Annotated in this window: 13 protein-coding genes; 9 read left to right on the forward strand and 4 right to left on the reverse strand. The window is 70.5% G+C overall.

The genetic code is table 11. The features are described 5' to 3' along the window. Nucleotides 1–13: 13 nt before the first annotated feature. The 5 genes from AC3EO4_RS04640 to AC3EO4_RS04660 are packed head-to-tail and all read left to right on the forward strand — an operon-like array spanning nucleotide 14 to nucleotide 5,712. Nucleotides 14–1,606 carry an ABC transporter ATP-binding protein gene (locus AC3EO4_RS04640; protein WP_431893944.1) on the forward strand — a complete coding sequence of 531 codons (1,593 nt, stop codon included), beginning with the start codon at nucleotides 14–16 and terminating at the stop codon, nucleotides 1,604–1,606. Between the two features lie 20 nt (nucleotides 1,607–1,626). Continuing rightward, nucleotides 1,627–2,745: an ABC transporter permease gene (locus AC3EO4_RS04645; protein ID WP_431893946.1), complete on the forward strand. Its 1,119-nt coding sequence runs from the start codon at nucleotides 1,627–1,629 to the stop codon at nucleotides 2,743–2,745. Next, nucleotides 2,742–4,040, forward strand: a complete 1,299-nt coding sequence (locus tag AC3EO4_RS04650) for an ABC transporter permease (RefSeq protein WP_379570928.1) — start codon at nucleotides 2,742–2,744, stop codon at nucleotides 4,038–4,040. Before AC3EO4_RS04645 ends, AC3EO4_RS04650 begins: the two co-directional genes overlap by 4 nt. Next, nucleotides 4,037–4,432 (forward strand): cytidine deaminase, encoded by a 396-nt coding sequence (locus AC3EO4_RS04655; RefSeq protein WP_431893948.1) that lies wholly within the window; start codon nucleotides 4,037–4,039, stop codon nucleotides 4,430–4,432. Before AC3EO4_RS04650 ends, AC3EO4_RS04655 begins: the two co-directional genes overlap by 4 nt. Nucleotides 4,433–4,434: 2 nt before the next feature. Next, nucleotides 4,435–5,712: a thymidine phosphorylase gene (locus tag AC3EO4_RS04660; RefSeq protein ID WP_431893949.1), complete on the forward strand. Its 1,278-nt coding sequence runs from the start codon at nucleotides 4,435–4,437 to the stop codon at nucleotides 5,710–5,712. Between the two features lie 149 nt (nucleotides 5,713–5,861). Here AC3EO4_RS04660 and AC3EO4_RS04665 read toward each other — a convergent pair whose 3' ends face one another. The 3 genes from AC3EO4_RS04665 to AC3EO4_RS04675 all read right to left on the reverse strand — a co-directional run bounded on the left by AC3EO4_RS04665 (nucleotide 5,862) and on the right by AC3EO4_RS04675 (nucleotide 8,062). Beyond that, entirely contained in the window at nucleotides 5,862–6,692 is an 831-nt protein-coding gene (locus AC3EO4_RS04665) for an MOSC domain-containing protein (RefSeq protein WP_431893951.1), read from the reverse strand. Between the two features lie 90 nt (nucleotides 6,693–6,782). Further along, nucleotides 6,783–7,601: an NAD(P)H-binding protein gene (locus AC3EO4_RS04670; protein WP_431893953.1), complete on the reverse strand. Its 819-nt coding sequence runs from the start codon at nucleotides 7,599–7,601 to the stop codon at nucleotides 6,783–6,785. 86 nt (nucleotides 7,602–7,687) lie between these two features. Continuing rightward, nucleotides 7,688–8,062, reverse strand: a complete 375-nt coding sequence (locus tag AC3EO4_RS04675) for a MarR family transcriptional regulator (RefSeq protein ID WP_379570938.1) — start codon at nucleotides 8,060–8,062, stop codon at nucleotides 7,688–7,690. A 144-nt stretch (nucleotides 8,063–8,206) separates the two neighbouring features. On the opposite strand from AC3EO4_RS04675, the gene AC3EO4_RS04680 reads away from it, so the two are divergent. After that, the gene (locus AC3EO4_RS04680) at nucleotides 8,207–9,568 is read left to right on the forward strand and encodes an MFS transporter (RefSeq protein ID WP_431893954.1); all 1,362 of its coding nucleotides are present in this window, start codon (nucleotides 8,207–8,209) and stop codon (nucleotides 9,566–9,568) included. A 46-nt stretch (nucleotides 9,569–9,614) separates the two neighbouring features. On the opposite strand, the gene AC3EO4_RS04685 is transcribed toward AC3EO4_RS04680, so the two are convergent. Next, nucleotides 9,615–10,160, reverse strand: coding sequence for a TetR/AcrR family transcriptional regulator (locus AC3EO4_RS04685; protein WP_379570942.1), 546 nt, complete (start codon nucleotides 10,158–10,160; stop codon nucleotides 9,615–9,617). A gap of 49 nt (nucleotides 10,161–10,209) precedes the next feature. Here AC3EO4_RS04685 and AC3EO4_RS04690 point away from each other — a divergent pair, with 49 nt between their 5' ends. The 3 genes from AC3EO4_RS04690 to AC3EO4_RS04700 are packed head-to-tail and all read left to right on the forward strand — an operon-like array spanning nucleotide 10,210 to nucleotide 12,450. Continuing rightward, nucleotides 10,210–10,806 (forward strand): flavodoxin family protein, encoded by a 597-nt coding sequence (locus AC3EO4_RS04690; protein WP_379570944.1) that lies wholly within the window; start codon nucleotides 10,210–10,212, stop codon nucleotides 10,804–10,806. Nucleotides 10,807–10,808: 2 nt separating this feature from the next. After that, nucleotides 10,809–11,834, forward strand: a complete 1,026-nt coding sequence (locus tag AC3EO4_RS04695; protein ID WP_379570946.1) for an NAD(P)H-dependent flavin oxidoreductase — start codon at nucleotides 10,809–10,811, stop codon at nucleotides 11,832–11,834. Nucleotides 11,835–11,853: 19 nt separating this feature from the next. Further along, the gene (locus AC3EO4_RS04700) at nucleotides 11,854–12,450 is read left to right on the forward strand and encodes an AMIN-like domain-containing (lipo)protein (protein WP_379570948.1); all 597 of its coding nucleotides are present in this window, start codon (nucleotides 11,854–11,856) and stop codon (nucleotides 12,448–12,450) included. Nucleotides 12,451–12,453 lie beyond the last annotated feature (3 nt).

A 12,453-nucleotide genomic window follows, 5' to 3' on the forward strand; every position in this document is an offset into this window, starting at 1 on the left:
TCCAGGAGACCGTATGAGCTCGGACACCCTCGCCCCGGCGAAACCCGCCGTCGAGCTGGAGGGCATCACCAAGCGTTTTCCCGGCGTCGTCGCCAACCATGACATCCGCATCACCATCGAGGCGGGCACCGTCCACGCCATCTGTGGTGAGAACGGCGCTGGCAAGTCGACCCTGATGAAGATCCTTTACGGCATGCAGAAGCCGGACGAGGGCCAGATCAGGGTGAACGGCCAGGACGTCAGCTTCCGTACCCCGAGCGACGCGATCTCGGCCGGCATCGGCATGGTCCACCAGCACTTCATGCTGGCCGACAACCTGACGGTCCTGGAGAACATCGTCCTCGGCGCGGAGCCGAAGAAGGGCGGCCGCCTGGACGTGGCCGGCGCCCGCCATCGCATCAGGCAGCTGGCCGAGGCCCACGGCCTGCGCGTCGACCCCGACCGCCTCGTCGAGGACCTCGGCGTCGGCGACCGCCAGCGCGTGGAGATCCTCAAGGTCCTCTACCGCGGCGCGCGCATCCTCATCCTCGACGAGCCCACCGCGGTCCTCGTGCCGCAGGAGGTCGAGGAACTCTTCGACAATCTGCGTGAACTGAAGGCCGACGGTCTCACCGTCATCTTCATCTCGCACAAGCTCGACGAGGTGCTCAGCATCGCCGACGAGATCACCGTGATCCGTCGCGGCACCACCGTCGCGAGCCTGCCGCGCAGCCAGGTCACCAGTGCCCGCCAGCTCGCCGAGCTGATGGTCGGCAGCGAGCTGCCGACCCCCGAGACCCGCGAGTCCACGGTCACCGACACCGTCGAGCTCGCGATCTCCAACCTGACGATGGAGGCCGACGGCTTCCGCCCGCTGCCCAAGGGGATGTCCGTCCAGGAGTTCACGCGCGGCAGCAGGCTGCTGCTCAACGACGTGTCCTTCGAGATCCGCAGGGGCGAGATCGTCGGCATCGCGGGCGTCGAGGGCAACGGCCAGTCCGAGCTCATCGAGGCGATCATGGGCATGCGCGAGGCGCACGGCCAGATCACGCTGGGCGTCGAGGACATCAGCGAGTGGACCACGCTCAAGCGTCGCGAGGCGGGCATCGGCTACATCCCCGAGGACCGCCACCGCCAGGGTCTGCTGCTGGAGGCCACGCTCTGGGAGAACAGGGTCCTCGGTCACCAGACCAGGAAGCCCGCCCGCAAGGGCATCTGGATCGACAGGAAGGCCGCCAAGGCCGACACCGAGCGCATCGTCAAGGAGTACGACGTGCGCACACCCAGCGTCGACACCCTGGCGCTGGCCCTGTCGGGCGGCAACCAGCAGAAGCTGATCGTCGGCAGGGAGATGAGCGGCGAGCCCTCGTTCCTCATCGCCGCGCACCCGACCAGAGGCGTGGACGTCGGCGCCCAGGCCTCCATCTGGGACCACCTGCGCAACGCCAGGGCCGCGGGGCTGGCCGTGCTGCTCATCTCGGCCGACCTCGACGAGCTGATCGGCCTGTCCGACACCCTGTACGTGATCTACCGGGGCAGGCTGGTGGCCAAGCTCGACCCGGCACACGTGACGCCCGAGCAGCTCGGCGGCTACATGACAGGCGCCATCACCGAGGAAGGGTCATGATGCCCGCAGGGCTCAATCGCGTGCTTCTGACGGTGGGCGGCGCCGTCGTCGCCATCGTCCTGGCCATGATGATCTCCAGCGTGGCCATCCTCGCCGCAGGAGCGGACCCGCTGTCCGCGTTCGGCGCGTTCTTCGACTTCGGCGAGACGCCCAACAGCATGGTCAACGGCATCGCGACCGTGATCAACAGGGCTGTCCCGCTGTTCATCGCCGGTCTCGCGGTGGCCGTGGGCTTCCGGATGAACCTCTTCAACATCGGCGTCGAGGGGCAGTACCGCATCGCGGCCATCTGCGCCGCCTACGTGGGCGCGACCTTCTCGGCGCCCGCGCCGATCCAGATCGCCGTCATCATCGTCGTCGCCGCGGCAGTCGGCGGCCTCTACGCGCTGATCCCCGCCCTGATGAAGGTCGGCAGAGGCGTCAACGAGGTCATCTCGACCATCATGCTCAACTACATCGCGATCAACCTGGCCGCCTTCCTGCTGCGCGGGCCCTTCCAGGGGCCCCGGCCGGAGGGCCAGCTGACCGTGCAGACCGCCGACATCCCGCAGTCGGGCTGGTTCCCGAATTTCAACTTCCTGTTCACGATGTTCGGGCTGCCCGCCCCGCGCGGCGCGGGTCTTTGGGGCTTCCTCGGCGTGGCGGTCGTGCTCGGCATCCTGCTGTGGGTGGTGCTCGAGCGCACCCGCTTCGGCTTCGACGTCAAGGCCAGCGGCCTCAACTCCATCGCCGCGCTCGCCTCCGGCGTCAAGCCCAAGAAGATGATCATCTCGGCGATGGTGCTCTCGGGCGCCATCGCGGGGCTCATCGGGCTGCCGGAGATCCTCGGGCGCACCCACAACTACGGCACCAGCTTCACGGCCGGCCTCGGCTTCCTCGGCATCGCCGTCGCGCTGCTCGGCCGTAACAAGCCGGTCGGCATCGCGATCGCGGCCCTGCTGTTCGGCTTCCTCGACAGGGCGCAGGGGCCGCTGCAGTTCGCGGACGTGCCGCCCTCGGTCATCATGATCATGCAGGGCACGATCGTGCTGCTGGTGGTCATCGCCAACGAGGTCACCAGCCGGATGGCGCTCCGCCAGGAGGAACGGCGGGCCGCACGAGAGCTCGCCACGACTAACCGCGTAGAGGTGGCCGCATGAGCGCCGTCGAGGCACGCAAGGTCAGGAAGTACCACCTCACGCTGATCGGCGTCGCGGTGCTCATCCTGCTGCTCTCCCTGGTGAGGGTGATCACCGGCAAGGTCGACATCACCTCGTCCGGCACCTTCCAGGCGGCGCTGGTGCTGGCCGTACCCATCGGACTGGCCGGTCTGGGCGGACTGTGGGCGGAGCGGGCCGGCGTGGTCAACATCGGCCTCGAAGGCATGATGGTGCTCGGCACCTGGTTCGCCGGATGGGCGGGCTACCAGTGGGGCTGGCCCGCCGCCCTCGTCGCCGGGCTCGTGGCGGGCGCGGTCGGCGGCCTGATTCACGCGATCGCCACCGTCGGCTTCGGCGTCGACCACATCATCAGCGGCGTCGCGATCAACCTGCTCGGTCCCGGCATCACCAGGTTCCTGTCCGAGGTCCTGTACTCCGAGGGCACCGCCGCCGCCGAGGCGGGAGCCGGCATCACCACCTCACCCGCGCTGTCCTCCAGCCCGCCCGAGGTGAGCCTGCCGCTGTTCTCCTCGGGGCCCGACCTGCTCGGCACGCTGGAGAACACGCACTGGTTCCTCATCTCCGACATCGCCGGCATCCTGCGCGGGCTCACCCACGACGTGGGCCTCCTGGTCATCGTGGCCGTCGCGCTGATCCCGCTGACCTACTTCGTGCTCTGGCACACGGCGTTCGGCCTCCGGCTGCGCTCGGCGGGTGAGAACCCGTGGGCGGCCGAGTCGCTCGGCGTGAACGTCTACCTCACCAAGTACATCGCCACCGTCACCTCGGGCGCGCTGGCCGGGCTCGGCGGCGTGTTCCTGGTCTTCTTCACCACCAAGTACGTCGAGGGCCAGACAGGAGGCCGCGGCTTCATCGGCCTCGCCGCCATGATCTTCGGCAACTGGCGACCCGGCGGGCTCGCGGCGGGCGCGTCGCTGTTCGGCTACGCCGACGGCCTGCAGCTGCGCAGCTCGGCCGCCGTGACCGGCTTCTTCCTGTTCGGCGCGATCCTGCTGCTCATCTACGTGGGCAACAGGATCAGGCAGCTGCTGTCGTCGCGGCGTGAGACGCCCGCCGCGGCTGTCGCGGGCGCCAAGGAGTACACCGTCATGGCGTTCGCCGCGGGCGGCGTGGTCGTGCTGATGTGGCTGTGGATGACCGTGGACCGCCTGCCGAACGAGTTCGTCTACATCACCCCGCACGTCCTGACGCTGCTTGTGCTCCTGGTCGCCTCCCAGCACCTGCGGATGCCCAAGGCCGACGGCGTGCGCTACCGCCGCGGGGAGCAGCATTGAGCATCGACTGGGACGCGCTGAGGGACGAGGCCACGCAGGCGATGCAGAACGCCTACGCGCCCTACTCCAAGTTCCCCGTGGGCGCCGCGGCCCTGGTGGACGACGGTCGCGTCGTCACCGGTTGCAACGTGGAGAACGCCTCCTACGGCCTCGGCCTGTGCGCCGAGTGCGGCCTCGTCTCGGCGCTGCACGCGAGCGGCGGCGGCCGGCTGGTCGCCTTCACCTGCGTGGACGGCCACGGCGAGCTGCTCATGCCGTGCGGGCGCTGCCGCCAGCTCCTCTTCGAGTTCGGCGGCGAGGAGTTGCTGGTCGAGACGCCGGACGGCGCCAAGCGGATGGCCGACATCCTGCCGTACGCCTTCGGGCCCGACGACCTGTCCAGGGGGGCGTGATCATGGACGTCATCGACGTCATCGTCACCAAGCGCGGCCGCGGCGCGCTCACGACCGCGCAGATCGACTGGGTGATCGACGCCTACACCCGCGGTGACGTCGCCGACGAGCAGATGTCCGCCCTGGCCATGGCGATCCTGCTCAACGGCATGGACCGGCGCGAGATCGCCGACTGGACCCAGGCGATGATCCGCACCGGCGAACGCATGGACTGGTCGATGCTCGACCGGCCGACCGCGGACAAGCACTCCACCGGAGGCGTCGGCGACAAGATCACCCTGCCGCTCGCGCCGCTCGTGGCGGCGTGCGGCGCCTACGTCCCGCAGCTGTCGGGCCGCGGCCTCGGCCACACCGGCGGCACCCTGGACAAGCTGGAGTCCATTCCGGGCTGGCGGGCGTCGCTGTCCAACGAGGAGATGCTCTCCGTGCTGCGCGAGGCGGGAGCGGTCGTCTGCGCGCCGGGCTCCGGCCTCGCCCCCGCCGACAAGAAGCTGTACGCCCTGCGCGACGTGACGGGGACCGTCGAGTCGATCCCGCTGATCGCCTCGTCGATCATGTCGAAGAAGATCGCCGAGGGGACCGGGTCGCTGGTCCTCGACGTCAAGGTCGGCTCGGGCGCGTTCATGAAGGACGTCGACTCGGCCCGCGAGCTCGCCGCCACCATGGTGTCCCTCGGCGCCGACGCCGGCGTCCGCACGGTCGCGCTGCTCACCGCGATGGACCGGCCGCTGGGGCTGGCCGTGGGCAACGCGCTGGAGGTGGCCGAGTCGGTCGAGGTCCTCGCGGGAGGCGGCCCCTCGGACGTGGTGGAGCTGACCGTACGGCTGGCCACGGAGATGCTGGAGGCGGCCGGCGTGTCGGGCAAGGACCCTGCGCAGGCGTTGAAGGACGGCTCGGCGATGGACGCGTGGCGCCGCATGATCACCGCGCAGGGCGGGGACCCCGACGGGGTGCTGCCCAGGGCGGCGGAGACGATGACCGTGTCGTGTCCCGCCTCCGGCGTGCTGACGCGCCTGGACGCCTACGGGGTCGGGCTGGCCGCCTGGCGTCTGGGGGCGGGCAGGGCGCGCAAGGAGGACCCCGTGTCGTTCGGGGCGGGCATCACCCTGCACGCCAAGCCGGGGGACCTGGTGAGGCAGGGGCAGCCGCTGCTGACCCTGCACACCGACGAGACGGCGCGGTTCTCCCGGGCGCTGGAGGCGCTGGAGGGCGCCTACGAGGTGGGACCCGCCTCGAACCAGGACCTGCTCCCGCTGGTGATCGACCGCATCACCGCCTGACCCGCCCGCGGCGGGACGCCCCCGCAGGGTCGCGGTCCCTCCGCGCGCGTGGTCGCCCCCCGCGGATGGTCACGCCTGACGCGTGGTCGCCCCCCGCGCATGGTCAGGCCTGACGAGTGGTCCCGCCTCCGGCGCGCGGGTCCGCAGGGTCAGAGCAGCCGCATCTGGTCGCCGACGTGGACCCGGCCGGGCCGTACGACCTCGGCGTACGCGCCCACGCACGGCCTGGGTCCCATTCCCGGCAGCGGCTCGACCCTGTTGTGCGCGGCGGGCACCTTGAGGGCCGAGGTGTCCCGCGGCAGCGTCCCGTGTTCGAGCGTGGGGATCGCGCACCGCGGCGTCGGCAGGGTCACCCGCAGCACGACCTCGTCGCCGAGGGCCACCTCGCGGCCGAGCCAGCCGTTCTCCACGTACCCTTCGCCTGCCGTACGGATGACGAGGTTGGGCCGGTAGCGGATGGCGTCGGCGGGTGCGCCCGAAGGGCCCGCGGCGCCGACGGCGTCGAGCGTGGAGGTGGCGAGCAGGTGGACGGGCGCGTAGTCGAAGAACGTGCCGGGCGCTCCGCCGCCCAGCCTGCCCTGCTCGATGCCCACCTCGGCGGTGACGCCCGACGCCAGCACCTCCTCGGGGACGGCCCGGTCGAGGGTGGCGCCCTCGGGCGGGGTGCCGGTGAGCGTCACCCGCCGCCCGACGGCGAGCGACAGCACCTCGTCGATGTCGGGGTCGTCGCTGTGCACGGTCTTGCCGTTGGGCAGCGTGATGCGCGCGCGGCCGCCGTCCGTGGCGGCCGAGAGGGTGAGGAGGGAACGCCACAGGCGGGGGTTCTTGGGGCTGGCGACCTTGCCAGTCTCGCTGTCGAGCAGGGCCAGGCGCCGGTCCCCTTCGAGGCCGCGCGTGCTCAGGTCCGCATGGGCGACGTCCTCGCCCAGCAGGCCTTTGACGGGGTGTCGCCGCATCCGTTCGACTGTGCCGAGTTCCATGATCACGCATCCTCTCGTTCGTCATGACCATAATGGAGCTACGGACATGACTGAAGGGCGAGCCCCAGGGACTCGCCCTCCTCGTCGGCGTCAGCGGAAGCTGTCGGCGTTCTCCGCGGCCCACTGCGCGAACGTGCGCGGGGCGCGGCCCGTGACGTCGAACACCACGGAGTTGACGATGTTGGCCTCCACGGGCACGTTGCCGAAGACGTCGAGCAGGAAGTCGATCATCTCCTGCGGCGTGCCCTCCGCGGCCATCCGCTCCTTGGCCTGCTCGGGCGTGAGCTCGACGAACGGGATCTCCCTGCCGAGCGCCTCCCCGATGAGGCGGACCTTGTCGCGCGTGGTCAGCCGCTCGGGTCCGGTGAGGCCGTAGATCTTGCCGCCGTGCCCGTCCTCCACCAGCGCGGTGGCCGCGACGGCCGCGATGTCGGCCTCGTGCACCAGGGCCGTGGTCGCGTCGCCGAACGGCTCGTGCACCGCGCCCTCGGTGCGTACGGCGTCGGCCCACTTCAGCGAGTTGGACATGAACTCCGTGGGGCGGATGTACGTCCACGGCAGGTCGCCTGCCCTGAGCGCGGGCTCGAGCGTGCTCTCGTCCCAGCCGCCGAGGACGGTCACCCTGCGCACACCCGCCTTGCGGGCCAGGTCGACGATCTCCTGACCGTTCGGCAGCGGCGCGTAGTCGTCCCCGCCGAAGTTGATCAGGTGGACCGCCGTCACGCCGTCGAACGCCGCCTGCAGGGTGTCGGTGACGCTCAGATCGCCCGCCACGACCTCCACGCCCTCGGGGAAGGAGGCCCTGCCCGGGTCGCGGGTCAGGGCGCGCACGGAGTGGCCCGCCTCGGCGAGCTGGCTGACGATGTGGCGGCCGACGGTGCCGGTGGCTCCGGTCACGAGGATGGTCATCGTGTGCTCCCTCAATGCTGGACTGCGGTGTCAGGAGCAACATTAGGAACCATTGCGGAAGGATTGATTCCGCAATGGTTCGCGAATCAGGCCGGGGCGAAGACGTCGGTCAGGACCGCCCGGTGGGTAGGCAGCGCGGCCGCGTGCCGGGCGCGCCCCTCGTCGGTGATGCAGACGTACACCCCTCGCCGGTCCATGTCGCAGGTGCCGCGGCTGACGAGCCCGGCCTTCTCCAGGCGGGCGACGACCCGTGAGAGGGCGCTCTGGCTCAGGTGCACCTCGTCGGCGAGCTCCTGCACGCGGAACTTCCTGCAGTCGTTGGAGACGATGCGATCGAGCACCTCGAACTCGCTGGCGCCCAGATCGTGCTTCTCGCCGAGCGCGCGCTCCAGCGCGCACAGGGTTTTCGCGTGTTTGGCCAGCACATCGTGCCAGGCCCTGACCACGGCCTCCTCGTCCATGACGCGGAGAATACCATCAGGTAAACATCCATGCAACCGCATTAAATTCGGTTGCATTAAATGCAGATGCATGTAGTCTCTGTCTCCATGTCCTCCACTTCTGCTCGTACTGCTGGATGGGGCGCGCTCGCCGTGCTCTGCGCTGTGATCTTCCTTGACGCACTTGACGTGTCGATGGTCGGCGTCGCGCTGCCGGCCATCCAAGCCGATCTCGGGCTCTCTCCTTCTTCTCTGCAGTGGGTGGTCAGCGGCTACGTGCTGGGATACGGCGGTCTTCTTCTGCTCGGGGGCAGGACCGCCGACCTGCTCGGGCGGCGCAGGGTGTTCCTGGCCGCTCTGGGCGTCTTCGCGGTGGCCTCCTTGCTCGGTGGCATCGTCGACGACGGAACGCTGTTGATCGCCGCCCGCTTCATCAAGGGCATGAGCGCGGCGTTCACCGCCCCGGCCGCGTTGTCGATCATCACGACCACCTTTCCCGAGGGGCCGGAGCGCAACAGGGCGCTGAGCGTCTTCACCGCCTCCGGGGCCAGCGGCTTCTCGCTCGGCCTCGTGCTGTCCGGTCTGCTCACCGAGCTCGACTGGCGTGCGACCTTCCTCATGCCGGTGCCGGTCGCGGTCATCGCGCTGGTCGCCGCGGTCAAGGTGCTGCCCAAGGGGAACGAGGACCGGGCCGAGGGCGGCTACGACCTGATCGGCGCGTTCCTGATCACCGCGTCGATGCTGCTGCTGGTGTTCACGGTCGTCCAGGCGCCCGAGGCGGGCTGGCTGTCGGTGCGCACGCTGGGCTCGCTCGTCGTGTCGTTCGCCCTGCTGGGCCTGTTCGTCTTCGCCGAGCTGAGGGTCAAGCACCCGCTGGTACGGCTCGGCCTGCTCCGCTCGGCCCCGATCGTCAGGGCCAACCTGGGCCTGGTCATCCTGTTCGGCTCCTACGTGGGCTTCCAGTTCGTGGCCATGCAGTACTTCCAGAACCTGCTGCACTGGTCGGCCATGCAGACCGCACTCGCGTTCCTGCCCGCCGGCGTGCTCGTCGCGGTGACCTCCACCAAGATGGGCGACTTCGCCGACAGGTTCGGCACGGCCAAGCTCATCGTCATCGGTTCCGCCGCGCTGGCCGGCGGATACGCCATCTTCCTCGGGATCGACGAGAGCCCGAGCCTGGGCGGCCTGGTGATCCCCGGCATGGTGCTGCTGGGCATCGCGTTCGCGCTGTCCTTCCCCTCGCTCAACATCCAGGCCACCAACGGCGTGGACGACGACGAGCAGGGCCTCGCCTCCGGCCTGCTGAACACCTCGGGCCAGGTCGGCGGCGCGATCGTGCTGGCCGTGGTCACCGCGGTGCTGACCTCGGGCTCGCAGTCCGGCATCACCATCGACTCGCTCAAGACCTCGATCACCGTGCCGCTGATCCTGGCGGTGGTCGGCCTGCTGATCTCGGCCACGGGGCTGAGCTTCCGCAAGGCTCCCGCGGTCGAGGCCGAAGAGGCCAAGGTCTACGAGACCGTCTGATCTTCACGACCGGAACGGCCCCCCTCGCGCAAGGGGGGCCGTTCCGTCATGTCATGAGGAGTCGTGCCTGCCGCCACAGGTCGTCCAGGACCGCGGGGTCGTTGGAGATCTTGGCGAACAGCACCATGCCCTCCAGCTGGGCCACCAGCGCCCTGGCCGTGGAACGCTCGGCGCCGGGCCTGAGGGCGCCGTGGACCAGGTCGACCTGCTCGTCGAAGATCTGTTCCAGCCTGGTCCTGACCACCTCGTCCTGGTTGCTCAGCTCCAGCGCCAGGTTCGCCAGCAGGCAGCCGTTGACGGCGCCGCCGCTGTCCTTGGAGAGCCGCTGGGCCTCGGCCTGGTCGCGGAAGAGCCGTTCGAGCCCCTCTCCGTCGAGAGTGCTCACCCAGTCGGCCCGCTGCCTGCGCCAGTGCCCGTCGATGACCTCGAGCGTGAGCGCCTGCTTCGACTCGAAGAAGTGGTAGAAGCTGCCCTTCCTGACGTCGGCCTTCGCGCAGATCTCCGCGACGCCGATGCTGCCGTAGCCCCGGCTGTGGATCAGCTCGCAGGCCGCGTCGAGAAGGCGCTCGCGGGCGTTGCTCTGTCGTCCCATGGGGACAGCATACTTGAAAAATAGTTGACCGGTCGTCTACTCTGCTCGCATGATCAAGGTTGCTATCGCGTATCACAGCGGCTCGGGCCACACGGCCCGTCAGGCCCGCGCCGTGGCGGCGGGCGTCGAGTCCGTGCCGGGCGCCACGGCCGACCTCAGGGAGGTGGCCACCATGGACGACGGCCTGTGGCGCGCGCTCGCCGAGGCCGACGCCATCGTCTTCGGCTCGCCCACCTACATGGGAAGCCAGTCGGCCGCCTTCCAGGCCTTCGCCGAGGCGAGCTCCAAGGTGTGGGCCGAGATGGGCTGGCGGGACAAGGTCGGCGCGGCCTTCACCAACTCCGCCGGCGTCAACGGCGACAAGCTCCACACCCTGACCTCGATGGCCCTGCTGGCCGCCCAGCACGGCATGCACTGGGTGACGCTGGGCCTGCCGCCGGGCTGGCTCTACAGCTCGGGCGGCTCGCACGACGACCTCAACCGCCTCGGCGCGTTCATCGGCGCCATGGCGCAGTCGCCGTCCGACCTGGGGCCGGAAGCCGCCCCTTCGGAGTCCGACCTGCGCACGGCCGAGCACCTCGGCCGCAGGGTGGCGACCACGGCCGTCCAGCTCGCCCACGGCCGGCGCGCCCTGGCGGTGGCCTGAGCATGGGACGGCTGGAAGACCTGCTCGGCCTCGAGCACCCCATCGTCCAGGGTCCCTTCGGCGGAGGGCTGTCGTCGGTGGCGCTGGCCGCCGCCGTCTCCGACGCGGGCGGCCTCGGCTCCTACGGCGCGCACATCCTGCCTCCGGACCGGATCACCGCCCTGGTCGCCGAACTGAAGACGGCGACACGCCGGTCCTTCGCCGTCAACCTCTGGGTCCCGCACCCCGAGGAGGAGGGCGCGGCCGCGACCGAGGCCGACGTGGAGCGGCTGCGGCCCTTCTACGACGCGCTCGGCCTGAACCCTCCCTCCCTGTCGCCGCCTCTCGACTTCGCCGACCAGGCCGCCGCCCTGCTCGCCGCCGATCCTCCCGCGATCAGCTTCGTGATGGGCGTCCCGCCCGCCGACGTGCTCGCGGAGGCCAGACGGAGGGGCATCGTGACGATCGGCACCGCCACGACCGTCGACGAGGCGATCGCGCTGGACGAGGCGGGGCTCGACGCGATCGTCGCCTCCGGCAGCGACGCGGGCGGGCACAGGGGCGCGTTCCTGCGGCCGGTGCGCGAGTCGCTGGTGGGCACCTTCTCCCTCGTCCCGCAGGTCGCCGACAGGGTGTCCGCGCCGGTCATCGCCGCGGGCGGCATCGCCGACAGGCGCGGCGTCGTGGCGGCGCTGGCGCTCGGGGCCGACGCCGTCCAGGTCGGCACCGGCTTCCTGGTCACGGAGGAGTCGGCGGTGGGGGAGGCGCACCTGCGGGCGCTGCTCGGAGAGGAGGCCAGGGTGACGGTCCTGACCAGGCTCTTCTCCGGCCGTACCGCGCGGGCCATCCCCAACAGGTTCCTCAGGGAGATGGCCGGGTTCGAGGACGCCGTGCCGCCCTACCCCGTGCAGAACCAGCTCATGCTGCCGATCCGCAGGACGGGCGACCCCGGCCACGTCAACCTGTGGTCGGGGCAGGCCGCGCCGCTCGTCAGGCGGCGGAAGGCGGCGGAATACCTGGCCGGTCTGGCCGGGCATACGGGGGACTGACCCAGGGAACCTAGGGGGTATGCGGTATTCGCGCGTTGGCGTCCTCGTGGCCGGGCTGGCCGTACTGGCCGGGTGCGGCACCGGCGCGCCCACGACCACCTCGGTCGCGCCCGGCACGGCGCCCTCCGCGTCCACCGCCCCCGTCGGCGGGACGCCGTCACCGGCCGCGCCCGCGAGCGCCGCCGTGCCGACGAGCACCAAGGACGTCGAGGTGGAGGGCGACCCCGGTGAGGCCGTCCTGGTCAAGACGGTCAGGTTCGCCGACCACGGCTCCTTCGACAGGGTCGTCATCGACCTCGACGGCGACGTCTCCAGCTACAGCGTCAGATGGGTCGACGAGCTGCTCCAGGACGGCTCGGGCGAGCCGATCGAGGTGAAGGGCGGCGCCTACCTGCAGGCCACGCTCAAGCCGGCCAACGCGCACACCGACGACGGCTCGCCCACGTGGACCGGCGGGCCGATCTTCCAGGCGGCGCTCGGCAACGTGCAGAACGTCGTCAAGACGGGCGACTTCGAGGGCGTGGTCGGCGTCGGCCTGGTGCTCGACCACCGTGCCCCGTTCTCGGTGACGGAGCTGACCGGGCCCGACCGCCTGGTCATAGACGTGGCACACTGACAG

The sequence above is a fragment of the Nonomuraea sp. bgisy101 genome (genome assembly GCF_057708945.1).